Source organism: Terrabacter sp. 2TAF16 (assembly GCF_052115065.1).
Classification (GTDB): domain Bacteria; phylum Actinomycetota; class Actinomycetes; order Actinomycetales; family Dermatophilaceae; genus Terrabacter.
Genome location: NZ_JBFRFZ010000001.1, coordinates 208016 through 231092 on the forward strand (window position 1 = coordinate 208016; position 23077 = coordinate 231092).

Genomic DNA, 23077 nt, shown 5'->3' on the forward strand with positions numbered 1-23077 from the left:
GAGCCGTGCTCGCTGCGGGACCGTTCACGCGTGGTTGGCGGGCCGTTCACCCGTCGCCGGCAGGGTGGACTGTCATGCCTGCATCACATGGGCGCCTTGACGGTGTCGGCGGCCGGCGGGGCGGTGATGTCGACCGGCTCGCCGTACTTGCTCATCGTCATCTCGGCCTTGACGCCGGAGAGGTCGAAGGTGACCTTGCGCAGCTGGTTCTTCTCGTCGAGCCACGCGGTGTACGTGATGGTGGCCGGCATCTTCGTCTTCTCGGCCGCGGGCAGCTGGGCCTGCATCGCCGCGGTGTCGAGCGTCAGGTCGTACTTCCACGTCTTCTCGCCGTCGACGGTGTCCTCACCGACGTACTTGACGTCCTGCACGGCCGCGCCGAACTGGTCGTACATCTTGGTCGGGTCGGCCTGGTCGAGCGACTGCGAGAGCTGCTTGCCGAGCGTCGAGCTGCTGTCGATGACGGCCCACTTGCCTGCGGCGAGGCCCGGGAAGCCCTTCATGTAGACCTTCTTGTCGACGAGGACCATGTCGAGCTTCATCGAGGGGCCCATGTCCATCGTCATCTTCATCGCCGGGTTGCTCGCGTCGACCTTCGTGTCACCGGTGATGGCGATCTTCTGGCCGGCGGCGTCCATCGCCATCGTGACGTGGGCGGTCGTGGCGTTCTTGCCCGCGGCCTTCATGGCGGCGACGAACGACGCCTTGTCCTTGTACGGCTGACCGGCGGCCGGCGCATCGCTCGTCGCGGCGGCCGAGCTGGCCTGGGTCTGCCCCGTCTGGGGTGCTGGGGTCTCGCTCTTGCCACAGGCCGCGACTCCGAGGACGGCCGGAAGGACGATGGCTGCTGCCGCGATGCGGCGGGTGTTCCATTTCATGTGTGTTGACCTCCTGGGCCCTTGACGCCGGGCTGTGCCAGGCGGTTCCCCTGCTCGCCGCGCGGACCACGCAGGTCCGGTTCGCGGCCGGATGACCCAGCGACGGTACCGCGGTCGCGTGACCGCCACGCCGCGCATACGGTCTCGGAGGGGTCACGGTTGGTGTCAGAATGGACGGCGATGACGGAGTACGAGTACCGGGTCCTCACGTTCGACCGCCACACGTCGAAGGCCCAGGCCAGACAGGCGGTGCGTGAGCACGCCGAGTACGGCCGTTGGGAGCTGTCGCGCACGGTCATCTACGAAGGTGGCGTGCGTCGGATGTGGCTGCGCCGCCGGATCATGCGCGTCGAGCGCACGGCCTGACCGACGGGGCCGCGCGACCCTCAGCAGGAGCGCAGGAAGTCCCCGAGCACCCGCGCCCCGAAGCGGAGCGACGCCGTGGGCACGCGCTCGTCGATGCCGTGGAACATCGGCGCGAAGTCGAGGTCTGCCGGCAGCCGCAGCGGCGCGAAGCCGTAGCCGCTGATCCCGAGGCGACCCAGCGCCTTGTTGTCGGTGCCGCCCGAGAGGCAGTAGGGCAGCACGACGGCCTCGGGGTCCTCACGCAGCAGCGCCTGCTTCATCGACTCGACGAGGTCACCGGAGAACGGTGCCTCGATGGCGACGTCACGGTGCACGACCTCGACCTCGACGTGCTCGCCGGCCAGCTCGCGGATCGTGGCCATGAGGGCGTCCTCGTGGCCGGGCAGGAAGCGGCAGTCGACGGCGGCCGTCGCCATCTGCGGGATGACGTTGTGCTTGTATCCGGACTCGAGCATCGTGACGTTGGCGGTGTCGCGCAGCGTGCCCCGCACGAAGCCCTGGGCCCCGCCGAGGGTGGCGAGCAGCGGCTCGAGGTCGTCGTCGGTCGACGAGAGCCCGGTCAGGCTGCCGAGCGTGTCGAGCAGCTCACGGACCGAGGCGATGTACTCACGCGGCCACTCGTGGGCGGCGATCCGGCCGATGGCGGCGGCGAGGCGGACGATGGCGTTCTCGTCGTTGGGTACCGACCCGTGCCCGGCACGTCCGTGTGCGCGCAGCCGCAGCCAGGCGATGCCCTTCTCCGCGGTCTGGAGGAGGTACGCGCGCTGCTGGCCCCCCGGCGTCGGCACGGTGACGCTGTAGCCGCCGACCTCGCTGATCGCCTCGGTCACGCCCTCGAACCAGCGCGGGTGGTGGTCCACGAGCCAGTGGCTGCCGTAGGTGCCACCGGCCTCCTCGTCGGCGAAGAAGACGAACGTCGTGTCGCGGGCGGGCTTCGTGCCGGTGCGGGCGAAGTGACGGATGTTCGCGAGGATCATCGCGTCCATGTCCTTCATGTCGACCGCTCCGCGACCCCAGATGCAGCCGTCGCGCTCCTCCGCGGCGAAGGGGTCGACCTGCCAGTCCGCGGCGTTCGCCGGCACCACGTCGAGGTGGCCGTGGACCGCGAGCCCGGGGCGCGAGGAGTCCTCGCCCTCGAGGCGGACGACGACCGTCGCACGGCCCGGCTCGCTCTCGAGCAGGGTGCCCTCGAGGCCGACCTCGTCGAGCTGCGCCATGACGTACTCGGCCGCCTTGCGCTCCCCCGGACCCGACCCGTCACCGTAGTTGGAGGAGTCGATCCGGATGAGCTCGGCGCAGATCCGCGCGACCTCCTCCTCGGGCGTCACGGCAGTCTGTGCCGAGGTCGTCACGGTGCGGTCGGCGTCGTCGTGGCTCATGCCGATCAGCGTATGCCGCCGCCTCCCGACGCCAGCAGCCGCCCGTTTGGTCTTTTGGTCAGGCCCCGTGTAACGTTTCGCCTCGCCGCAAGGGATTCCCACGAGCCCCTTGCAACACCTTGTCGGGGTGGCGGAATGGCAGACGCGCTAGCTTGAGGTGCTAGTGCCCTTAACGGGCGTGGGGGTTCAAGTCCCCCCCTCGACACCACGAGACCCCCGGGTTCCTGCAGGCCAGGATCCGGGGGTCTTCTGCTGCCCGGGCGGCTGCGTCCGGAGGTCCACCTCCGGTTTCTCTGGTCACCCCTCTGCGACAGACGTAATCTTCGATCGTGAGCGACGAGAAGGTGGCTGGGCTGGCGGACGACCTCTACGACGTCATCGGGCTGCTGCGACGCCGGTCGCGGCGTCTCGTCGGCGCTCCGCTGCCCGAGCTCGCCCTGTCCGGCGCCCAGCTCGAGCTGCTCCGCGTCGTGCGGCGCAACCCCGGGATCACCGTGGCCGAGTCGGCCCGGGTCCTCGGTCTCGCCGCCAACACCGTCTCGACCCTCGTCGGCCAGCTGCTCGCCCTCGGGGTGCTCGTGCGTGAGCGCGACACGAGCGACCGGCGTGTGGCGCGGCTCGACCTCACGCCCTCGGCCCGCGCGGGCCTGGAGCAGTGGCGCGACCGTCGCGCGCAGTCCACCGCAGTTGCGCTCGCGGGGCTCCCGGCCGCCGACCGCGCCCGCCTGGCTGCGGCGCTGCCGACCATCGCCCGCATCGCCGCGAACCTGCCGGAGGCGCACGACGTCGCCGCGCCGCACACCTCCGAGCCGGCCGTCATCGTGGCCGCGGCCCTCGACCTCTCGGACGGGGCGGCTGCCGGCGACCGACCATGACCTCGGCCATCGACATCCGGGGCCTGGGCTACAGCTTCGGGACGCACCGCGCGGTCGACGACCTCACCCTGGCCGTCGAGCCGGGTGAGTGCTTCGGCCTGCTCGGGCCCAACGGGGCCGGCAAGACGACGACGATCCGGCTGCTCAACACCCTGCTGCCACTGCAGGCCGGACAGGTCGAGATCTTCGGCCGCTCGGTGCGCACCGAGGCGATGGCCGTGCGGCGGCTGCTCGGCTACGTGCCCCAGCAGCTGTCGATCGAGGGCGCTCTCACGGGTCGCGAGAACGTCGAGTGGTTCGCCCGTCTCTTCGACGTCCCCCGGCGCGAGCGCAGGACTCGCGTCGACGAGGTGCTCGACATGGTCGACCTGCGCGGCGACGAGTCACGCCTCGCCTCGACCTACTCCGGCGGCATGGTGAGGCGTCTGGAGCTCGCCCAGGCCCTGGTCAACCGCCCAGCACTGCTCGTCCTGGACGAGCCGACGGTGGGCCTCGACCCCGTCGCCCGCGACAGCGTCTGGCTGCGGGTGGCGCAGATGCAGCGAGACCACGGCATGACCGTGCTGCTCACGACCCACTACATGGAGGAGGCGGACGCGCTGTGCGACCGCGTCGCCCTCATGCACCGCGGGGCCCTGCGCGCCCTCGGCTCCCCCGACGAGCTCAAGGCCGCCGCTGGCGAGGGTGCCAGCCTCGAGGACGTCTTCCGTCACCACACCGGCGAGGCGCTCGACGAGGTCGAGGGCGAGAAGGGAGGGCTGCGCGGTGTCCGAGCAACTCGTCGAACCGCCCGCCGTCTGGGCTGACCCGCGCAGCCGCACCGGGGTGCGGCTCCTCGTGTCGCGCATCGCGACGTTCTGCCTCGTCGAGCTCCAGAAGCTGCGCCACGACCGCAGCGAGCTGATCACCCGGGCGATCCAGCCGATCCTCTGGCTCGTCATCTTCGGCACGACGTTCAGCCAGATCCGGGCCATTCCCACCGGGGGCCTCGACTACCTCGACTTCCTCGCGCCGGGCGTCATCGCCCAGTCGGCCCTCTTCGTCTCGATCTTCTACGGCATCCAGATCATCTGGGAGCGCGACGCCGGTGTGCTCACCAAGCTCCTCGTGACGCCGACGCCGCGAGCAGCGCTCGTGGCCGGCAAGGCGTTCGCCGCCGGGGTCAGGTCCGTCGCCCAGGCCGTCATCGTCGTCGTCGTGGCCGCGCTGATGGGCGTGGCGATGACGTGGAACCCCGTGCGGCTGCTCGGCGTGGTCGTCGTCGTGATGCTCGGCGCCGCGTTCTTCTCGTGCCTGTCGCTCAGCATCGCCGGCGTCGCCCTCAAGCGCGACCGGCTGATGGGGATCGGCCAGGCGATCACGATGCCGCTCTTCTTCGCCTCGAACGCGCTCTACCCGATCGAGATGATGCCGGGCTGGCTCCAGGTCATCAGCCACGTCAACCCGCTGACCTACGAGGTGTCGGCCCTGCGCGGCCTGCTGCTCGGCACGCCGACGAACTACTGGGTCGACTTCGGGGTCCTCGCCGGCAGCGCGATCGCCGGCATCGTCTGCGCCGCGGCCCTCATCGGGCGACTCGCGCGCTGACCGCTCCCGTCGCCGGGCACCGCACGGGTGACCGTACGCTGTGCCGCGTGACCTTCCTGCGCGCCCTGTTCACCCTGCTCCGGGGGCGCGGGTTCCGTCGGCTCTTCGTCAGCCGGGTCACGTCGTCGTTCAGCGACGGCATCTTCCAGGTCGCCCTGGCCAGCCACATCCTCTTCAACCCCGAGAAGGCCGCCGACGCGCGCGGGATCGCCATCGCCTTCGCGATCGTGCTGCTGCCCTACTCGGCGCTGGGGCCGTTCGTCGGAGTGCTCCTCGACCGGTGGCCGCGCAAGCGCGTCATCGTCGTCAGCCAGGTCATCCGGGCCACGGCGATCCTCGGCGTCTCCGTCCTCGTCACCGGAGCCGAGACCGGCCCGGCGTTCTTCGGCCTCGTGCTCCTCGTCTTCTCGGTCAACCGCTTCATCCTCGCCGGGCTCTCCTCGGCCATGCCGCACGTGGTGCCGCGCGAGGACCTCGTGAGCGCGAACTCCGTCGCTCCCACGTGCGGGTCCCTGGCATACCTCCTCGGTGGCGCGGTCGGCACCGGGATCCGGGCCCTCGGCGGCAGCGATGTCGTCGACGTGCTCCTCGCCGCCGCCGGCGTCCTCCTGGCCGCCTGGGCGGCGACCCGGCTGCCGTTCATCGGCCCCGACGACACGAGCGGCGCGCCCTCGGTCGGGCAGATCACCCGGTCCGTCGTGACGGGCCTCGTCGAGGCCGTGCACACCCTGCCGCGCCGCGCACGCCTCCTGCTCGCCCTCGTCTTCATCACCCGGCTCCCGTTCGGCTTCCTCCTGCTGCAGACCCTGCTCCTCTTCCGCGGCCCGTTCGAGTCCGGCCACGGCGCGCAGGGCTTCGGCATCGCCGCCGGCGCGTCCGCCCTGGGATTCGCCTCCGCGGCCTTCGTCACCCCGTGGCTGGCCCCACGCCTGACCGCCGTGCCGTATGCCGCCCGGATGCTCGCGCTGGGCGCGGTCGTGTGCGCCGTGCTGGGACCGTTCCTCACGCCGTGGAGCATCGTCGTCGTCGGCTTCGTCGTCTCCTTCACCTCGCAGTGCGTCAAGATCACCGTCGACTCGCTCCTGCAGGCCCACGTCGACGACCACCTGCTCGGCCGCGCCTTCTCCGCCTATGACGTCGTCTACAACGCCGGCATGGTCGCGGCGGCGGCCCTCGGCGCGCTCGTCCTCCCCGAGAGCGGGCTCGCCTGGTGGCCGCTCGTGGCCTTCGCATGCCTCTACGGGGCGAGCGCGATGCTGCTCGGCCGGCTCTGGACGCGGGCCACGGTGCTCGACCACGAGCGGCCACTAGGCTGACGGCGTGCTTCCCGAGCTGACCGCCACCCGCTACGTGACGCCGCTCAAGGAGGGTGGGTCGCTGCCCGGCATCGTGGAGGCCGACGACGACGGCACCTACGTCCTGAAGTTCCGCGGCGCCGGCCAGGGGCTCAAGGTCTTGGTCGCCGAGGTGCTCGTCGCCGGGATCGCCCGGCTGCTCGAGGTGCCGGTGCCCGACCTCGCCGTGGTGCGCCTCGACCCGCGCATCGCGAAGTACGAGGCCGACGAGGAGGTCCAGGACCTGCTCACCGCCTCGGTCGGGACCAACCTCGGCGTCGACTTCCTGCCGGGTTCGCTCGGCTACGACGGCTCGAGGCCGCCCGACGCCGACCTCGCCGAGCGGATCATCTGGCTCGACGCGCTGACCGCCAACGTCGACCGCACGTGGTCCAACCCCAACCTGCTCGTCTGGCACGGACGCACGTGGGCCATCGACCACGGAGCCGCCCTCTACTTCCACCACTCGTGGCCGAGCAAGGCACCGGCCCCGGAGCGCTTCGCGGCCCAGCCGTTCGACGCGAGCCGCCACGTCCTGCGCGACGTCGCGGGCGACGTGGCCGCGCGCCACGACGAGCTGGCGGCGCTCCTCACGCCCGAGGCCGTCGAGGCCGTCGTCGCCGAGGTGCCCGACGAATGGATCGAGCCCACACCCGACCTCGCCGACGCACCCGCGGTGCGCGCGGCGTACGCCCGGATGCTGCGGGCCCGCCTCGAGGGGCCACTCACCTGGGTGCCCACGGGTGTCGCCGCGTGAACGCGTACCAGTACGTCCTGCTCCGGCTCGTCCCCCGCGTCGACCGGGAGGAGTTCATCAACGTCGGTGTCGTGCTCTACTCGCAGGACGCGGGCTTCCTCGACGCTGCATGGGAGCTCGACGAGCGCCGTGCGGACGCGCTGTCGCCGACGTGCGACCTCGAGGGCGTGCGCTCGATGCTCGAACGTGTCCGGGCCGTGTGCCGCGGCGAGACGGGCCGCGGCCTGCCGACCCTTGACAAGCCGGGCCAGCGGTTCGGCTGGATCATCGCACCGCGCTCGACCGTCGTGCAGCCCGGACCGGTCCACGGGGGCCTGTGCGACGACCCCGCCGTCGAGCTCGAGCGCCTGCTCGACCGGCTCGTCCGGGCCTGACGGACCCGACGGGCTCGACCGGCCCGGTCAGCCCTGGGGGCGCGGGCGCAGCGCCCACATCGCGACGGCGCTGGCCGCGGCGACGTTGAGCGAGTCGACGGCGCCCGCCATGGGGATGCGCAGGGTGAGGTCGGCGTCGGCGACGGTCCGGTGAGACAGGCCGTCGCCCTCCGTGCCGACGACGAGCGCGAGCCGCTCGGGTGGACCGCTCTCGAGGTCGTCGAGCGAGACCGAGTCGTCCGACAGGGCCATGGCCGCGACGGTGAGACCGGCGTCGTGGAGCAGGGCCATGCCCTGCGGCCACGGGTCGATCCGGGTCCACGGCACCTGGAAGACCGTGCCCATGGAGACGCGGATCGAGCGGCGGTAGAGGGGGTCGGCGCACCGGGGCGTGATGAGGACGGCGTCGACCCCGAGCGCCGCGGCCGACCGGAAGATCGCACCGACGTTCGTGTGGTCGACGACGTCCTCGAGGACGATGACGCGGCGCGCGGCGGCGATGAGCGACTCGACGGTCGGCAGGGCGGGGCGCTGCATCGCAGCCAGTGCGCCGCGGTGGAGGTGGAAGCCGGTCAGCTGCTCGATGACGTCGTGCTCGGCGAAGTAGACCGGCACCCCCTTGGCCTCCGCGTCGGCGACGATGTCGGACAGGTCGTCGAGCCAGCGCCTCGCCATGAGGTAGGACCGCGGTCGGTGCCCGGCTCGCAGCGCACGGCGGATCACCTTCTGGCTCTCCGCGATGTAGAGGCCGCGCTCTGGCTCGTGCCGCCTCCGCAGCACGACGTCGGTCAGCGACACGTAGTCGGTCAGCCGCGGGTCGGTGGGGTCGGTGATCTCGATCGGCACGCCCGACAGGCTAGTGCCGGTCGTACCTTCACCCGGCATCGTGGCCCGGGGGCCGGGGCCGGGGCCGGGGTCAGGCTGCGAAAGGCGTCAGGGGAACCAGACGAGCTTGACGACGGCGACGAGGCCGATCGCGATGATGAGGCCCCGCAGGACGTTCGGCGGGATCCGGCGGCCCACCCGTGCCCCGATGATGCCGCCCACGAAGGCGCCGACGCCGATGAGGAGGACGATGAGCCAGTCGATCTGGTCGCGTGCGAAGAGGATGAACACCGCGGCCGCGACGACGTTGACGACGAGGGAGAGGACGTTCTTGTAGCCGTTGAGCCGCTGCAGGGGCTCGAGGCTCAGCGCACTGAGCAGGCCCATGAGCAGGACGCCCTGGGCCGCGCCGAAATAGCCGCCGTAGACGCCCGCAGCGAAGACACCGGCTGCCATCGCCGGCGCGTGCCAGCGCGGCACCGACCCCTCGACCCCCTCCGGGTGGACCCGGGCCTGGATGCGCGGGCCGGCGACCACGAGCACGAGCGCGATGAGGATGAGCACCGGGACGATCGCCCGGAACGCCGCGGCGGGCAGGACGAGCAGCAGCCCCGCCCCCACGACCGAGCCGACGAACGACATCGGCATGAGCCGGCGCAGGGTGCGCGCCTGGCCGTCCAGCTCCCTGCGGTAGCCCCACGCCCCGGTCACGCCCCCGGCGACGAGGCCGATGTTGTTCGAGACGTTGGCGACGAGCGGGTTGACCCCGAAGAAGAGCAGGGTCGGGAACGTGATGAGCGTGCCCGACCCGACGATGGTGTTGATGATGCCGGCCCCGGTCCCGGCCAGCGCGATGGCGACGGCGGACCAGAACGACACCCGGTCACCCTACAGAGGGTGACCGGGTGTCGTCGGGGCGGTGTCGCCAGGGCGTCGGTCAGCGACCGGTCGGGGGCTCCGGCGGCGCGTCGGGCAGGTCGTCCGCGGACGCCGGGGGCGTGACCGGGGGTGTGACCGGGGGCGCCGCAGCGGGCGGCGGGGGCACGTCGGCCCCCGAGTGCAACGGGGGCTGCTGGCGACCCATGGGGGCGGCGTGCTCGGTCGACTCGGCGCTCGCCTGCGCGGCCTGGCCACGGGCCTCGGCCAGTGCCTTGGCCGGGTCCTCGAGCACCGTCTCGGCAAAGGCGTTGTCGTCGGCGTCGCCCGTGTCGACCCACTGCTCCTCGTCGTCGCCGCCCATCGGGCCCTGCTCGCTGCCGCCGAGCGCGTTGCCGATGCCCTTGAGGGCGTCGGTCAGCTCGGACGGGATGATCCACATCTTGTTGGAGTCGCCGCGTGCGAGCTGCGGCAGCACCTGGAGGTACTGGTAGGCGAGCAGCTTCTGGGTGGGCTTGCCGCGATGGATGGCCGCGAACACCTGCTGGATGGCGCGGGCCTGGCCCTGCGCCTCGAGGATGCGGGCCTGCGCCGAGCCCTCGGCTCGCAGGATCTGGCTCTGCTTCTCACCCTCGGCCGTGAGGATGGCCGACTGCTTGAAGCCCTCGGCGGTGAGGATCGCGGCACGACGGTCACGCTCGGCGCGCATCTGCTTCTCCATCGTCTCCTGCACCGAGCGCGGCGGGTCGATGGCCTTGAGCTCGACACGGTTGACGCGGATGCCCCAGTTGCCCGTGGCCTCGTCGAGGACGCCGCGCAGCTGGCCGTTGATCTGGTCGCGGCTCGTCAGGGCCTGCTCGAGGTCGAGGGATCCGATGACGTTGCGCAGCGTGGTGACCGTCAGCTGCTCGATGCCCTGGATGAAGTTGGCGATCTCGTAGACGGCGGCCTTCGCGTCAGTGACCGAGTAGTAGATGACGGTGTCGATGTTGACGACGAGGTTGTCACTGGTGATGACGGGCTGCGGCGGGAAGGTGACGACCTGCTCACGCAGGTCGATGTTCGCGCGGACCTTGTCGACGAACGGGATGAGGAAGTGGATACCTGCCGTCAGCGTCTTGTTGTAGCCGCCGAGTCGCTCGACGATCTGTGCCGTCTGCTGCGGCACGATGCGCACAGTGCGCAGCACGACCACGAACGCCACGACGACGATGAGTATCGGAATGATGAGTACCGGGTCCACGACCTTCTCGACCTTCTCCCTGTGCGGTCCGTGCTCCCCCGGGGGAAGCGCGGTTGGTGCGGGCGGATCGGACGATCCGCTCGTTGGTTCGGTGGCGTCGCCGGGCGCGGGGCCGGAGGCCGGCTCAGCTCCCCACGACGCGGGCGCGGCTCACGATCGCGGTGGCGCCGTCGATGGAGTCGACGACGACCTCCTCGCCGGGCTCGATGTCGTCGCCGAGCGTGCGCGCCGACCACGTCTCGCCGGAGAGCTTGACCCGCCCTCCTGCCGGGTTGACACGGTCGATGGCGACGGCCGAGCGACCGACGTGGGCCGCGGCGCCCATGAGCTGTTGCGGCGTGCTGGCCGAGAGGCGGTTCTTGAGCCACGGACGCACGATCGCGAGGAGGGCCACGGCAACGAGGGCCGCGACGATGGCCTGCACCACGGGGGGCGCCCCGAAGGCCGCGGCGATCGATGCGCCCACGGCACCACCGGCGAGCATGAGGAAGGTGAAGTCGACCGTGACCGCCTCGATGGCGACGAGGACGAGAGCCACTGCCACCCAGACCATCCAAGCCTGTCCCTCGACCACGTGCCCCCACCCTGCCTTCGTCCACCTCGGCGACGGGCCCCGATGTCCCGTGCGTCACTCCTGTGACGTTCTCGATTCTGCCTCAGTTCCCTCTCGGGACCTACGGATCAGGGGGTCGGGACGGTTGCGATCAGGACTCGGCCCGTGCCGACCAGCGCTCGCCGTGCTGCTCGAGCACGAGGGGCAGACCGAACGTCGCGCTGAGGTTCTCGGCCGTCAGCGTCAGCGGGATGGGGCCGGCGGCGACGACCCTGCCGTCGCGGATCATGAGGACGTCGGTGAACGACGGAGGGATCTCCTCGACGTGGTGCGTCACGAGCACCATCGCGGGCGCCTCCGTGTCGGCGGCCAGGTCGGCGAGCCGGCGCACGAGGTCCTCGCGACCGCCGAGGTCGAGACCGGCGGCCGGCTCGTCGAGGAGCATCAGCTCGGGGTCGGTCATCAGCGCCCGGGCGATCTGGACGCGCTTGCGCTCGCCCTCGCTCAGCGTGCCGTAGGCCCGATCGGCGAGGTGCTCGGCGCCGAGCGTCCTGAGCAGCTCCATGGCGCGCACGTAGTCCACGTGGTCGTACGTCTCGCGCCACCGGCCGATGATGCCGTAGGACGCCGTCACGACGACGTTGCCGACGAGCTCGTCGCCGGGGATGCGCTCGGCCATCGACGAGCTCGCGAGGCCGATGCGCGGCCGCAGCTCGAAGACGTCGACGGCGCCGAGCACCTCACCGAGGACGCCGGCGACCCCCGCGGTCGGGTGCAGCCGCGCCGCGGCGATCTGGAGCAGCGTCGTCTTGCCGGCACCGTTGGCGCCCAGCACGACCCAGCGCTCGCCCTCCTCCACCTCCCACGTGACGTCGTCGAGGAGCGTCGAGGCACCGCGACGAACGGTGACTCCGGCGAAGGCGAGGACGTCGCTCATGGCTCGACCCTATGACAAGGCCTCCGGAGCCGCCGCGGCGGCGCACCCTACGATGACGGGGTGTCCGAGCTGCCCGCGTCCGTGCGCCTCGCGCTGTGGGTGACGGCCTCGTGGCGTGGCGATCTCGCGACCACGGAGGCGTTGGCCCGGGCCTTCCCGGACCTCGACCACGTCGCCGGTGACCTGGCCCGGCTCGACGTCTGGCGGGACCTCGGCGAACGCGCCCTGTTCGTGGCGCTCCCCCGTCCCGGCGACCTGAGCCGTATGCCGCGTGGCTCGTCCGCGGCGACCGCGCACGCTGCGGACGCCGGCGAGTGCGTCTTCGTCGCGGGCATCGGCGGGGTCCTCGTGCCGACGCTCTCGGAGTTCGGCCCCGAGGGCGACGTGGGCGTCCGTGCGGACTGGACGGCCTACGAAGCGGACCCGCTCCCCCGGCACCGGATGGAGATGCTGGACCTCCGGGACATCGAGCGCGACCTCATGGGCCGCCTCCGCGACCACACGACGCGCTTCGACGAGGTGGGGGGCCACCCCTGGGGTGACGAGGCGCGCGCCGAGGCGCAGGCCGACCTCGACACGACGCTGTGGGGCATCCCGCCGGCGACGTCCGGACGCGCCCTGCGGATCATGGCCTTGTCGGCCAACCTCTCCCGCGTCGCCCACCGCAACGCCGGCCGGACCTCGCTCGGGTCGAGCGGTCTCGACGCGGTGACCACGGCGAACCGGACGCGGCTGTTGCGCGACCTCGCCGCGGACGCCGACGCAGCACTGGCCGACGCGACCAACGTCGCCGTCATGTCCATCGCCGGCTGGCGCCCCGCCTGAGTGCCGCTCCGGTCGGCCGCGCGGCTACGCCTCGGGGGCGGACGTCTCGAGCCGCGCGAGCACCGCTCGCGCGTAGGCGCGTTCGGCGTCGATGTCGGCATGGCGCTCGACCGCGCCGTCACGCCCGCGGGACGACACGGCATACCCGCCCTCGAGCTGTTCGAGCGAGACGAAGGACTCACCGAGCAGGTCACGCAGCTGGTCCTCCCTCGGGAGCCACACGGCCTTGTCCTGCTCGACGCTGTCGAGGGCCCACTCGGTCGTGCCGTTGAAGCCGATGACGTCGCCGGTCGTGAAGTGGTGGACGTCGACCGTGATCTCGCTGATCACGAAGACGTCGTCCTCCATGCCGCTGACGGCCACGACGAAGCGGTCGCCCGAGCCGGGCTTCCACGTCAGTCCCGCGTCGGAGAGCCGGCGGGCGAGCTCGAGGGTCAGCATGTTCCCCATCGTCACATCCCCCCGGGACTTCGCCAAGCAACCCTAGATTTGGTCCATGACGGAGCACCCGGACCTGCAGCCACTCGACGAGAGCACCTTCGAGACCGTTCTGTGCGTCGTGGCGCATCCCGACGACCTCGAGTACGGCACGGCCGCTGCCGTCGACCGGTGGGTGCGGGCCGGCAAGACCGTGACCTACCTGCTGGCCACCCGCGGCGAGGCGGGGATCGACACCCTGCCGCCCGAGCAGGCGGCCCCGCTGCGCGAGCAGGAGGAACGGGACGGGGCTGCCCAGGTCGGCGTCGACGTCGTGGAGTTCCTCGACGGGTTCACCGACGGGGTCGTCGAGTACGGCCTCGCGCTGCGGCGCGCCATCGCCCGCGAGATGCGGATCCGCAGGCCCGACCTCGTCATCACGTCGACGTACGCCGACCGTTTCCCGGGCGGCTTCGCCAACCAGGCCGACCACCGGGCGGTGGGTCTCGCCGTCGTCGACGCCAAGGCTGACGCGGGCAACCGCTGGATCTTCCCCGACCTCGTCGACGAGGGACACGAGCCGTGGCAGGTCGCCCGGTTGCTCATCGTGGCCGACCCCGAGCCGACGCACTTCGTCGACGTCTCGGAGCACTTCGACGCGGCGGTGGCGTCGCTGTCGGCGCACGATGCCTACCTCGTGGCGCTCGGACCGGACTACCCGAAGCCGGCCGAGCTGCTCGGCATGATCCTCGGCGGCCCCTCGGAGGTCGTCGGGGTGCCGTATGCCGTGACGGGCCGTCTCGTCGGCGGCTGACCGCCGCGGCGGGTCAGAACACCTAGCCCAGCGCTCCGACAGCCGTCCGGATGGCCGCCAGGTCGTCGGCGGTGACGCCCTCCGGACGCATCACGGCATTCCAGGCGTCGACGTACTCCGTCGTGTACTTGTGGCCGTGACCGGCAGGGACCCCCGTCGAGAACGGGAGGTCGGCCGTCACCTGCCAGAAGGTGACGAACGGCATCCAGAACATCCCCTGCAGCACGTCCTTGCCGGCCGCCTCACCGATCCAGTCGGGCTCGTTGAACACGAGGTGGGGGCTCCACCACACGATGGGGTCGGACGGGTGCATGAGGTAGAGGACGCGGGTGCCGTTCCACGGCTGGCCCTCGGGCGGGATCGAGGCGGCTGGATCGGTCGCGAACCGCACCGTGCGACCGTTCTTGTAGACCGGCTGGATCTCGGGGCTGCCCGGGTCGCGGTGGTCGCTGAACTCACGGAACAGCGTGTTGAAGTTCGGCGGCCCGGCGAAGACCGTGCCGGCGGTCCGGTTGCGCAGGTCGTACTCGCCGCTGAAGGCGGTCTCACCGCCGAACGTCCCGAGGCTCTCGCCCGACACGTACAGCTTCGGCCGGGAGTCCTGCGGCAGCCGGGACCAGCGGTCGTAGACGGCGTCGAAGAGTGCCCGTCCCGCCTCGCGGGCCTTGGACTGGTCGACGAGGAAGGAGAGCCAGGACGGCAGGTACGAGTACTGCATCCCCACCGTGGCTGCGTCGCCGCCGGTCAGGTACTCGAACGGGGCGACCAGGGCCGGGTCGACCCAGCCGCTGCCCGTCGTCGTCACGACGAGGAGGTTCGTCCGCTTGAACCCTCCGGCCCGCTCGAGGTCGTCGACGGCCAGGGCCGCCCGTTGCTCCGTGTCGTCGGCCGAGTCCAGGCCGGCGTACGCGCGGATGGGCTCCTGCGCGGGCTGGTGCACGACCTTCTCGATGTCGCTCGCGGTAGGCCCCGTCGCGGCGAACGTCCGTCCTTCCCGTCCGAGCGACTCCCACGGGATCTTCGAGCCGGGCCCGCCCGAGCGGAGCCCCGTCGTCGGCTTGACGACGCCCTCCTGCGTGATCGTGTTGCTCACCGAGAAGGCCTCGTCCATCGCGCCGACGAGCCCGTCGATGAGGACGCCGCTGACGACGAGGTAGGTCATCGTCGTGACGAGGACCCAGCCCGTCGCCCCCGCGGCCCGCCGTCCGAATCTCCGGCTCAGCAGGTCCGCGACCCAGTGGTAGACGCGTCGGATGCCGCGGCCGATGAGGAGGAACAGCGCGAAGAAGAACACCGCGACGAAGGGAGAGAGGACGACGAGGGCGATGTTGTAGTCGGTCACCCCCATGAGGCTCCGGATCTCGTGCTGCCAGTACTGGCCGAGACCGAAGAAGACGACGAGCAGCACGCCGCCGGCGATGAACAGGACGCGCCAGGACGAGGGCTTGGCCTTTCGAGGCTCCCGATCCGCGAAGGCGCGCCACAGCCATGCGCCCAGGACTCCGAGCCCGTAGCCGATGGATGCGGTGATCCCACAGACCAGACCCTGGATGAAGCCGCCACGCGGGAGCAGGGAGGGGGTGAACGACAGGGCCGCGAAGAGGACCGCGCCCCAGCACCCCGGGACGGTGAAGTGGAGCAACCCCCGGAGGCGTCCGGGGCGCCGCTCCAGCCCGTCCGCCTCGTCGACCGACCCGTGGTCGCCGGCGGTCAGCGCATCGTTGCCAGCCACGTCAGTTGCCATCTCAGCTCGTTCCGGTCAGCGGGACGGGGTGCACTCACGTGGAACGCTCCCACACGTGGCGGTCGCGAGCACGCGAAACGCCGTACGCGCGACCGGACCCGAGCCCCCGGGATCAGCGCCGGACGTCGGGTTGCGACTCCTCGCGGAGTCGAGGCTCCGTGCGTCTCTCGGGGTGTATGCCGCGCTTGTCGCGGTAGAACGCACGCACCGTGTCCATGTCGGCGACCACGTCGGCCGTGGCCCTCATGGTGGGGCCGAATCCGGCGGTGCGAGAAGGTCCGTCGATGAAGGCGAGGGCGATGGGCAGACGGGTCGACCGCCCGATCCGCCAGAAGCCGGACTTCCAGTAGCCGCCCTTCGAACGGGTGCCTTCCGCAGCCAGGATCAGCAGGAACGGCTCCCCGCTCCGGGCCTCCCGCACGAGACCCCGCACGACCTCGCCGGGGTTGTCGCGGTCGATCGGGATGCCACCGAGCCGCAGCAGGAGCCACCCGAGCGGGCCACGGAAGAGCTCCTTCTTGATGAGGACCCGTGGTGTGACGCCGCCCCGCCACATGACGAGGAGCATCATCACGAAGTCCCAGTTGGACGTGTGCGGTGCACCGACGACGATGCCGGTGCGAGGCACGTCGCCCACCGCGGTCCACCCGATGAGGCGCAGCACGAGGCCGGCCAGTCGACTCCTCATGGCGTTTCCTCTCGGGCTGTGGCGGTGGTCCGCCTCCACCAACCTACGCGAGGCGCCGTGCGTCAGATGTCCAGGACCGAGCGGTAGACCTCCAGCGTGCGGTCGCCGATGGAGGCCCACGAGAACGAGTCGACCGCCCGCTGCCGGCCGGCGCGACCGAACGCGTGGGCCCGGTCGACGTCGGAGACGGCGTCGGTGAGTGCGGCGGCGAGGTCGGCGACGAACCGGTCGGCGTCGACCGGCGTCCCGGTGCCGTCCTGGACCTGCTCGATCGGCACGAGCCACCCGGTCTCGCCGTCGACGACGACCTCGGGGATGCCGCCGGTGGCGGTGGCGACGACGGCGAGCTCGCACGCCATCGCCTCGAGGTTGACGATGCCGAGCGGCTCGTAGACGGACGGACAGGCGAAGACGGTGCCGTGGGTCAGCAGGGCGACGACCTCGTTGCGCGGCAGCATGTCGGGGATCCAGACGACCCCCTCACGCTGCGACCGCAGCTCGTTCATGAGTCCCTCGACCTCGGCGAGGATCTCCGGCGTGTCGGGGGCACCCGCGCAGAGGACGATCTGGACGTCGGGGGGCAGCAGCGCGCAGGCCCTGAGCAGGTAGGGCAGGCCCTTCTGGCGGGTGATGCGGCCGACGAAGACGACCGACCGCTGGTCGGGGTCGACGCCGTGGCGCCGGACGATCTCGGTGGCCTCCGGGGAATGGTCGGCCGACCACAGCTGCGAGTCGATCCCGTTGTGCACCACGTGAACCCGCGCTGGATCGAGCGAGGGGTAGCTCTTGAGGATGTCCTCGCGCATGCCCGCGCTGACCGCGACGACGGCGGCAGCCGACTCGTACGCGGTGCGCTCGGCCCACGAGGACACGCGGTAGCCGCCGCCCAGCTGCTCCGCCTTCCACGGGCGCATCGGCTCGAGCGAGTGCGCGGTCACGACGTGTGGCATGCCCCCGAGGAGCGACGCGAGGTGGCCGGCCATGTTGGCGTACCAGGTGTGCGAGTGGACGAGGTCGGCTCCAACGCAGTCGCCGGCCATGCTGACGTCGACGCCGAGGGTCTGCATCGCGGCGTTGCCGGTCGCGAGCTCGGGGAGATCGGCGTACGCCGTCGTCCCGTCCTCGTCACGCGCGGCGCCGAAGCAGCGCACCCGGACGTCGATGTCGCCGCGGTCGCGGAGCGCCCGGACGAGCTCTGCCACGTGAACACCCGCGCCTCCGTAGATGGCCGGCGGGTACTCCTTGCTGAGGATGTCGACGCGCACGTTCCGACCCTAGTGCTGCAGTCATCCCGCGGAGCGGAAAGCTCGGCCGATCTTGCGTGCTGAACCTGTCGGCGACCGGACGCCTGCCCTAGGGTGGCGCTCATGGCCCGACGAAGCCCAGCTGCTGGTCCGAAAGTCCTCGCGATCGTGCTCGCTGGCGGTGAGGGCAAGCGGTTGATGCCGTTGACCGCCGACCGGGCCAAACCCGCCGTGCCGTTCGCCGGCATCTACCGCCTCATCGACCTGGCCCTGTCCAACGTCGTCAACTCCGGCTACCTCCAGGTCGTCGTGCTGACGCAGTACAAGTCGCACAGCCTCGACGCTCACGTGACGAAGACGTGGCGCATGTCGACGCTCCTCGGCAACTACGTCACGACCGTCCCGGCGCAGCAGCGCGTCGACAAGAACTGGTACCTCGGCAGCGCCGACGCGATCTACCAGAGCCTCAACCTCATGCACGACGAGCGGCCCGACATCGTCGTCGTCGTCGGCGCCGACCACGTCTATCGCATGGACTTCAGCGCGATGGTCGAGCAGCACATCGAGACGGGTGCGGCCTGCACCGTCGCGGCCATCCGCCAGCCGATCTCTCTCGCCGACCAGTTCGGCGTCATCGAAATCGACGACGCCGACCCGTCCAAGATCGCCGCCTTCCTCGAGAAGCCGAACGACCCCAAGGGCCTGCCGGACAACCCCGACGAGGTCCTTGCCTCGATGGGCAACTACGTCTTCACCGCCGCAGCCCTCGAGGCGGCTGTCATCGCCGACCACGACAACGAGGCGAGCAGCAACGACATGGGCGGCGACATCGTGCCCTACTTCGTCGGCCGCGGAGAGGCCGGCGTCTACGACTTCAAGGACAACGAGGTGCCCGGCGCCACCGACCGCGACCGCGGCTACTGGCGCGACGTGGGGACCATCGAGTCCTACTACGACGCGCACATGGACCTCATCTCGATCCACCCGGTCTTCAACCTCTACAACTACGACTGGCCGATCTACACGAGCCACAGCCCCTACCCGCCGGCGAAGTTCGTCCACGGCAGCGGCGACCGCATCGGCGAGGCCCTCAACTCGGCGGTCTCTCCGGGCGTCGTCGTGTCGGGTGCGCACATCTACGCCTCGGTGCTCTCTCCCCTCGTCAAGGTGCACTCCTACGCGAGCATCCAGGGGTCGGTCCTGCTCGACGGCGTCGAGGTGCACCGGCACGCCCAGATCCGCCGGGCCATCATCGACAAGAACGTCGTCATCCCGGAGGGCTGCCAGATCGGCATCGACCACGAGCACGACCGGGCGCGCGGCCTCCACGTCACCGAGACCGGCATCGTCGTCGTGGGCAAGGGCCAGATCGTCACCCGATGAGCACCCCGATGAGCCCCGCCCGATGACATCTGCGAGGGTCTTCCCATGACGTCCACCGCCACGAATCCCCCGGTCAGCGCGACGGACTCACGGTCGGCGCGGGTCGGGATCCAGATCCCGCCGCAGCACGCGACGTGGGCCCAGATCCGACGCACGGCGTCGACGCTCGAGGAGATGGGTGTCGACGTCCTGCTCAACTGGGACCACTTCTTCCCGCTCAGCGGCGACCGCGGCGGCCAGCACTTCGAGTGCTGGACGATGCTCGGCGCGTGGGCCGAGTCGACCGAGTCCGTCGAGATCGGCGCCCTCGTGACGTGCAACAGCTACCGCAACCCGAGCCTGCTCGCCGACATGGCGCGCACCGTCGACCACGTGAGCGAGGGACGCCTCATCCTCGGGATCGGCTCGGGGTGGGCGCAGCTCGACTACGACGAGTACGGCTACGAGTTCGGCACCGCGGGCGGGCGTCTCGACGACCTGGCGCGCGACCTGCCGGTCATCCGCGACCGGTGGAGCCGGCTCAATCCCGCCCCGACGCGCGACATCCCCATCCTGATCGGCGGCGGCGGCGAGAAGAAGACGCTCCGGATCGTCGCCGAGCACGCGGACATCTGGCACGGCTTCGGCGCCCCCGAGGAGATCGCGCACAAGCACCGCGTCCTCGACGAGTGGTGCGCCCGCCGAGGCCGGGACCCCCTCGAGATCGAGCGGTCGGCCGGTGTCGCCTTCGTGCCGGGCCGCAACCCCGACCAGTCGGGCGACTACGCGAGCAACGCCCAGCAGCTCCACGACGTCGGGACCCGGCTGTTCACGGCGAGCGTCGCCGCGGCCGACCCCGACATCGCCCGCGTGCGCGACCTGCTCCAGTGGCGCGACGAGGTCAACGGGGTCAGCGCGTCGTGACGTGCTGACCGCGACCTTCTGGGGACTCGTCGGTGGCGCCGCCCTGCTCGTCGGCGCGCTCCTCGGGCTCTACGCCAGAGCCTCGTACCGCGTCATCGGCCTCGTCATGGCCTTCGGCGCCGGCGTGCTCATCAGCGCGGTCGCCTTCGAGCTGACCGAGGAGGCGTTCCACTCCGCCGGCGCGGCGCCCGTCGTCATCGGGCTCGTCAGCGGCTCGGTCGTGTTTTTCGTCGGCGACTGGTTCATCGACCGTCGAGGTGGCCACCGGCGCAAGAGCCCGACCGGAGGCCCGCAGCAGGGTGCGGGCGCGATGGCGCTCGTCCTCGGGGCCCTGCTCGACGGCATACCCGAGTCGGCGGCGATCGGCGTCAGCGTCCTCGGCGGCGGTGAGGTCGGGATCGCGATGGTCGCGGCGGTGTTCCTCTCCAACGTGCCCGAGTCCATGTCGGCGAGTGCCGGCCTCAAACGGGCGGGACGCTCCGCGCGCCAGATCCTGCTGCTGTGGCTCGTCGTCATGCTCGTCTCGGGCCTGGCCGCCGGTCTCGGCTACGTCCTGCTCGAAGGCGCCTCCCCCGCCGTGGTGGCCGGGATCCAGACCTTCGCAGCCGGCGCCATCATCACGATGCTCGCCGACACGATGATGCCGGAGGCCACCGAGCACGCCGGACGCCTGGTGGGCCTCGTGACGATGCTCGGCTTCGCACTCGCGTTCCTGCTCAGCGCCCTCGGCTGACTCCCGCACGACGCCGGCGGACGGCATACGCCCTCCGGCATGACGGACGTCACCGGCCGAATGCCGGAAGGTGACGCGGGAGCGCACGCGCGCTCACTACCCTGACGCGGGTGACCGAAGTGAACAGCACGGACGGAACGGACATCCAGACCCTGAGCGTCACCGTGACGGGCGACGACCGACCAGGTGTGACGGGGACGCTCCTCGGGGCGCTGTCAGGAGTGGACGCAGAGGTCCTCGACATCCAGCAGGTCGTCGTGCACGGTCACCTCACCCTGACCGTCCTGCTGAGACCCGGCGCCCATGTCGACCAGCTGCGCGACGCCGCCGCCGTCGCCGCCCACCGCCTCGGCCTCGCCCTCACGGTCGTCGAGGGCACCGGCGTCAACGCGCGCTCGCGGCAGGGACGGGCGGCCGTCGTCGTCCTCGGCGCCCCGCTCAGCGCCGACGCCGTCTCGCTCGTCACGACCCGGATCGCCGACCACGGCGCCAACATCGACCGCATCCGCCGGCTCTCGCGCTACCCCATCACGACGGTCGAGTTCGACATCTCCGGCGCCGACCTGCCGTCCCTGCGCACCGAGCTCGCCCTCGTGGCGACGTCGGAAGGCATCGACATCGCCGTCGCACCCGGCGGGCTCGCCCGGCGCGGTCGGCGACTCGTCGTCCTCGACGTCGACTCGACGCTCATCCAGCAGGAGGTCATCGAGCTGCTCGCCGCCCGGAGCGGCCGAGAGGAGGAGGTGGCCGAGGTGACGGCGCGCGCGATGGCGGGCGAGCTCGACTTCGAGGAGTCCCTGCGCGCCCGGGTGGCGACCCTCGCGGGTCTGCCCGAGTCGGTCCTCGACGAGGTGCGCGAGTCGGTCCAGCTGACCCCCGGCGCCCGGACGCTCGTGCGCACGCTCAAGCGGCTCGGCTTCACCGTGGGTCTCGTCAGCGGCGGGTTCATCGAGATCGTCGGCGAGCTCGCGGACGACCTCGGCATCGACCACGCCCGTGCCAACCGGCTCGAGATCGAGGACGGCCGCCTCACCGGACGTGTCGTCGGCGAGGTCGTCGACCGGGCGGGCAAGGCGCGGGCCCTGCGCGAGTTCGCCGAGCAGGAAGGCCTTCCGCTGAGCCGTACCGTGGCCATCGGCGACGGTGCCAACGACCTCGACATGCTCGACGTCGCCGGCCTCGGCGTCGCCTTCAACGCCAAGCCGATCGTCCAGGAGCAGGCCCAGACCGCGGTCAACGTGCCCTACCTCGACTCGGTGCTCTACCTGCTCGGCATCTCCCGCGAGGAGATCGAGGAGGCCGATCTCGACGACGGCACGCCGACCCAGGCTCCGCCGGTCCCGCACGCCGGTCACTAGGCTGGCGCGATGCAGTCCGTGGCCCCTTCGTCCGTAACCCCGAACGCGAACGGCGTCCGCCGGACGCTGCTCATCATCGGCGGTGCCGAGGACCGGATCGGGCGGTCGGTCGTGCTCAAGCGCTTCGTGAAGCTCGCGGGCGGCCGGCGGTCGCACATCGTCCTCATCCCCACGGCGTCGTCGTACGCCGACGAGGTCTCCGAGGCCTACCGCGACGTCTTCACCCGCCTGCGGGGCGGCGACTACTCCGTCGTCCACCCCGCGACCCGCCGCGACGCCAACGACCCGGCGATGGTCGAGGCGCTCGACACCGCGACCGGCGTGTTCATCACCGGTGGCAGCCAGGTCAAGCTGGCGCAGAACATCGTCGGCACGCCTGTGGGCGACGCCGTCGTGCGCGCCTACGATCGCGGCGCCGTCGTCGCCGGCACGTCGGCCGGCGCCTCGATCATGAGCCGCTACATGATCTCGCTCGGCGAGGAGGGGCTGACGCCCAAGCAGCGGGCGAGCCAGATCTCGGCCGGCCTCGGGCTCGTCGAGGACGTCATCATCGACCAGCACTTCGACCAGCGCGGCCGCTACGGCCGGCTCATGTCGATGGTCGCCGCCTCGCCGAACCTGCTCGGCATGGGGATCGACGAGAACACCGCGGCCGAGATCCGTGGCGGCACGGTCATGTCGGTCATCGGGGCCGGCTCGATCTTCGTCGTCAACGCCCGCAACGCCATCACCGACGCCCCCGACGCGCGTCGCGGTGCGCCCCTGCTCGTTTCGGGTGCGGTCGTGCACTCGCTGCCCACGGGCAGTACGTTCGACCTGGACCACGTCGAGCTGACCGCGTTCGTCGAGCGTCACCCCGACATCGAGGGTGCGGTCGTCCCGGCCAAGGTCCGCGCGGCGCGCTCGTCGACGAGCAGCGCCGCTCACTGAGTCCCGTTCGTCCAGCCGCACCGCACGCACCGCACCAACGGTCGACGGGTATGC

General features: G+C 71.3%; 25 protein-coding genes and 1 tRNA gene. 15 read left to right on the plus strand and 11 right to left on the minus strand.

The genetic code is table 11. The features are described from left to right. Positions 1-83 precede the first annotated feature (83 nt). Positions 84-878 carry an LppX_LprAFG lipoprotein gene (locus AB4Z14_RS00960; protein ID WP_442273521.1) on the minus strand — a complete coding sequence of 265 codons (795 nt, stop codon included), beginning with the start codon at positions 876-878 and terminating at the stop codon, positions 84-86. 180 nt (positions 879-1058) lie between these two features. Here AB4Z14_RS00960 and AB4Z14_RS00965 point away from each other — a divergent pair, with 180 nt between their 5' ends. Next, entirely contained in the window at positions 1059-1244 is a 186-nt protein-coding gene (locus AB4Z14_RS00965; RefSeq protein WP_034770947.1) for a DUF5703 family protein, read from the plus strand. Between the two features lie 20 nt (positions 1245-1264). Here AB4Z14_RS00965 and AB4Z14_RS00970 read toward each other — a convergent pair whose 3' ends face one another. Continuing rightward, entirely contained in the window at positions 1265-2623 is a 1359-nt protein-coding gene (locus tag AB4Z14_RS00970; protein WP_442273522.1) for a M20/M25/M40 family metallo-hydrolase, read from the minus strand. A 121-nt stretch (positions 2624-2744) separates the two neighbouring features. Between AB4Z14_RS00970 and AB4Z14_RS00975 the strand changes: the two genes are divergently transcribed. From AB4Z14_RS00975 to AB4Z14_RS01005, 7 genes are all read left to right on the plus strand, one after another. Further along, positions 2745-2831: transfer RNA gene (locus AB4Z14_RS00975), tRNA-Leu, on the plus strand. Positions 2832-2952: 121 nt separating this feature from the next. Further along, entirely contained in the window at positions 2953-3498 is a 546-nt protein-coding gene (locus AB4Z14_RS00980) for a MarR family winged helix-turn-helix transcriptional regulator (RefSeq protein ID WP_442273523.1), read from the plus strand. Then, on the plus strand, positions 3495-4304 hold the full coding sequence (locus AB4Z14_RS00985; RefSeq protein ID WP_056776929.1) for an ABC transporter ATP-binding protein: 810 nt from the start codon (positions 3495-3497) through the stop codon (positions 4302-4304). The genes AB4Z14_RS00980 and AB4Z14_RS00985 overlap by 4 nt, the downstream gene beginning before the upstream one ends. Then, on the plus strand, positions 4264-5085 hold the full coding sequence (locus tag AB4Z14_RS00990) for an ABC transporter permease (protein ID WP_442273524.1): 822 nt from the start codon (positions 4264-4266) through the stop codon (positions 5083-5085). The genes AB4Z14_RS00985 and AB4Z14_RS00990 overlap by 41 nt, the downstream gene beginning before the upstream one ends. A 47-nt stretch (positions 5086-5132) precedes the next feature. Further along, positions 5133-6401 carry an MFS transporter gene (locus AB4Z14_RS00995; protein WP_442273525.1) on the plus strand — a complete coding sequence of 423 codons (1269 nt, stop codon included), beginning with the start codon at positions 5133-5135 and terminating at the stop codon, positions 6399-6401. 4 nt (positions 6402-6405) lie between these two features. Beyond that, the gene (locus AB4Z14_RS01000) at positions 6406-7176 is read left to right on the plus strand and encodes a HipA family kinase (protein ID WP_442273526.1); all 771 of its coding nucleotides are present in this window, start codon (positions 6406-6408) and stop codon (positions 7174-7176) included. Next, positions 7173-7550 carry a DUF3037 domain-containing protein gene (locus AB4Z14_RS01005; RefSeq protein ID WP_020144179.1) on the plus strand — a complete coding sequence of 126 codons (378 nt, stop codon included), beginning with the start codon at positions 7173-7175 and terminating at the stop codon, positions 7548-7550. Before AB4Z14_RS01000 ends, AB4Z14_RS01005 begins: the two co-directional genes overlap by 4 nt. A 27-nt stretch (positions 7551-7577) precedes the next feature. Here the strand turns inward: AB4Z14_RS01005 and AB4Z14_RS01010 are convergent, their stop codons facing one another. The 5 genes from AB4Z14_RS01010 to AB4Z14_RS01030 form a co-directional block, all read right to left on the minus strand. Continuing rightward, a complete protein-coding gene (locus AB4Z14_RS01010) occupies positions 7578-8396 on the minus strand; it encodes a TrmH family RNA methyltransferase (RefSeq protein ID WP_442273527.1) in 819 nt (272 codons plus the stop codon). An 87-nt stretch (positions 8397-8483) separates the two neighbouring features. Then, on the minus strand, positions 8484-9254 hold the full coding sequence (locus AB4Z14_RS01015) for a sulfite exporter TauE/SafE family protein (RefSeq protein WP_442273528.1): 771 nt from the start codon (positions 9252-9254) through the stop codon (positions 8484-8486). Positions 9255-9312: 58 nt separating this feature from the next. After that, a complete protein-coding gene (locus AB4Z14_RS01020; RefSeq protein WP_442273529.1) occupies positions 9313-10494 on the minus strand; it encodes an SPFH domain-containing protein in 1182 nt (393 codons plus the stop codon). A 124-nt stretch (positions 10495-10618) separates the two neighbouring features. Then, entirely contained in the window at positions 10619-11047 is a 429-nt protein-coding gene (locus tag AB4Z14_RS01025) for an NfeD family protein (protein ID WP_056776910.1), read from the minus strand. 151 nt (positions 11048-11198) lie between these two features. Next, positions 11199-11984 carry an ABC transporter ATP-binding protein gene (locus AB4Z14_RS01030; RefSeq protein WP_442273530.1) on the minus strand — a complete coding sequence of 262 codons (786 nt, stop codon included), beginning with the start codon at positions 11982-11984 and terminating at the stop codon, positions 11199-11201. Between the two features lie 60 nt (positions 11985-12044). Between AB4Z14_RS01030 and AB4Z14_RS01035 the strand changes: the two genes are divergently transcribed. Beyond that, complete coding sequence (locus tag AB4Z14_RS01035; protein WP_442273531.1) at positions 12045-12809, plus strand: hypothetical protein; 765 nt, start codon at positions 12045-12047, stop codon at positions 12807-12809. Between the two features lie 24 nt (positions 12810-12833). On the opposite strand, the gene AB4Z14_RS01040 is transcribed toward AB4Z14_RS01035, so the two are convergent. Beyond that, positions 12834-13250: a pilus assembly protein CpaE gene (locus tag AB4Z14_RS01040; protein WP_442273532.1), complete on the minus strand. Its 417-nt coding sequence runs from the start codon at positions 13248-13250 to the stop codon at positions 12834-12836. A 55-nt stretch (positions 13251-13305) separates the two neighbouring features. Here AB4Z14_RS01040 and AB4Z14_RS01045 point away from each other — a divergent pair, with 55 nt between their 5' ends. Continuing rightward, on the plus strand, positions 13306-14040 hold the full coding sequence (locus AB4Z14_RS01045) for a PIG-L deacetylase family protein (RefSeq protein WP_442273533.1): 735 nt from the start codon (positions 13306-13308) through the stop codon (positions 14038-14040). A 22-nt stretch (positions 14041-14062) separates the two neighbouring features. Here AB4Z14_RS01045 and AB4Z14_RS01050 read toward each other — a convergent pair whose 3' ends face one another. The 3 genes from AB4Z14_RS01050 to glgA form a co-directional block, all read right to left on the minus strand. After that, positions 14063-15784 (minus strand): alpha/beta hydrolase, encoded by a 1722-nt coding sequence (locus AB4Z14_RS01050; protein WP_442273534.1) that lies wholly within the window; start codon positions 15782-15784, stop codon positions 14063-14065. Positions 15785-15896: 112 nt separating this feature from the next. Next, entirely contained in the window at positions 15897-16472 is a 576-nt protein-coding gene (locus AB4Z14_RS01055) for a 1-acyl-sn-glycerol-3-phosphate acyltransferase (protein ID WP_442273535.1), read from the minus strand. Positions 16473-16534: 62 nt separating this feature from the next. After that, entirely contained in the window at positions 16535-17737 is a 1203-nt protein-coding gene (glgA, locus tag AB4Z14_RS01060) for a glycogen synthase (protein ID WP_442273536.1), read from the minus strand. 102 nt (positions 17738-17839) lie between these two features. Between glgA and glgC the strand changes: the two genes are divergently transcribed. The 5 genes from glgC (at position 17840) to AB4Z14_RS01085 (ending at position 23023) form a co-directional block, all read left to right on the plus strand. Further along, a complete protein-coding gene (glgC, locus tag AB4Z14_RS01065) occupies positions 17840-19099 on the plus strand; it encodes a glucose-1-phosphate adenylyltransferase (protein WP_442273537.1) in 1260 nt (419 codons plus the stop codon). Between the two features lie 45 nt (positions 19100-19144). Then, positions 19145-20002 (plus strand): LLM class F420-dependent oxidoreductase, encoded by an 858-nt coding sequence (locus tag AB4Z14_RS01070; RefSeq protein WP_442273538.1) that lies wholly within the window; start codon positions 19145-19147, stop codon positions 20000-20002. A 1-nt stretch (position 20003) separates the two neighbouring features. Further along, positions 20004-20735 (plus strand): ZIP family metal transporter, encoded by a 732-nt coding sequence (locus AB4Z14_RS01075; RefSeq protein ID WP_442273539.1) that lies wholly within the window; start codon positions 20004-20006, stop codon positions 20733-20735. Between the two features lie 110 nt (positions 20736-20845). After that, complete coding sequence (gene serB, locus AB4Z14_RS01080) at positions 20846-22093, plus strand: phosphoserine phosphatase SerB (protein ID WP_442273540.1); 1248 nt, start codon at positions 20846-20848, stop codon at positions 22091-22093. 9 nt (positions 22094-22102) lie between these two features. Next, positions 22103-23023, plus strand: coding sequence for a cyanophycinase (locus AB4Z14_RS01085; RefSeq protein ID WP_442273541.1), 921 nt, complete (start codon positions 22103-22105; stop codon positions 23021-23023). Positions 23024-23077: the final 54 nt, after the last annotated feature.

What these genes read in the sequence shown, in the direction of transcription:
- AB4Z14_RS01085 (WP_442273541.1), top strand. Translation starts at nt 22,103, where the DNA reads ATGCAGTCCGTGGCCCCTTCGTCCGTAACCCCGAACGCGAACGGCGTC.
- AB4Z14_RS01070 (WP_442273538.1), top strand. Translation starts at nt 19,145, where the DNA reads ATGACGTCCACCGCCACGAATCCCCCGGTCAGCGCGACGGACTCACGG.
- AB4Z14_RS01040 (WP_442273532.1), bottom strand. Translation starts at nt 13,250, where the DNA reads ATGCTGACCCTCGAGCTCGCCCGCCGGCTCTCCGACGCGGGACTGACG.
- AB4Z14_RS00970 (WP_442273522.1), bottom strand. Translation starts at nt 2,623, where the DNA reads ATGAGCCACGACGACGCCGACCGCACCGTGACGACCTCGGCACAGACT.
- glgC (WP_442273537.1), top strand. Translation starts at nt 17,840, where the DNA reads ATGGCCCGACGAAGCCCAGCTGCTGGTCCGAAAGTCCTCGCGATCGTG.
- AB4Z14_RS00985 (WP_056776929.1), top strand. Translation starts at nt 3,495, where the DNA reads ATGACCTCGGCCATCGACATCCGGGGCCTGGGCTACAGCTTCGGGACG.
- AB4Z14_RS00965 (WP_034770947.1), top strand. Translation starts at nt 1,059, where the DNA reads ATGACGGAGTACGAGTACCGGGTCCTCACGTTCGACCGCCACACGTCG.
- AB4Z14_RS01050 (WP_442273534.1), bottom strand. Translation starts at nt 15,784, where the DNA reads ATGGCAACTGACGTGGCTGGCAACGATGCGCTGACCGCCGGCGACCAC.
- AB4Z14_RS00960 (WP_442273521.1), bottom strand. Translation starts at nt 878, where the DNA reads ATGAAATGGAACACCCGCCGCATCGCGGCAGCAGCCATCGTCCTTCCG.
- AB4Z14_RS01025 (WP_056776910.1), bottom strand. Translation starts at nt 11,047, where the DNA reads ATGGTCTGGGTGGCAGTGGCTCTCGTCCTCGTCGCCATCGAGGCGGTC.
- AB4Z14_RS01045 (WP_442273533.1), top strand. Translation starts at nt 13,306, where the DNA reads ATGACGGAGCACCCGGACCTGCAGCCACTCGACGAGAGCACCTTCGAG.
- AB4Z14_RS01030 (WP_442273530.1), bottom strand. Translation starts at nt 11,984, where the DNA reads ATGAGCGACGTCCTCGCCTTCGCCGGAGTCACCGTTCGTCGCGGTGCC.
- AB4Z14_RS01055 (WP_442273535.1), bottom strand. Translation starts at nt 16,472, where the DNA reads ATGAGGAGTCGACTGGCCGGCCTCGTGCTGCGCCTCATCGGGTGGACC.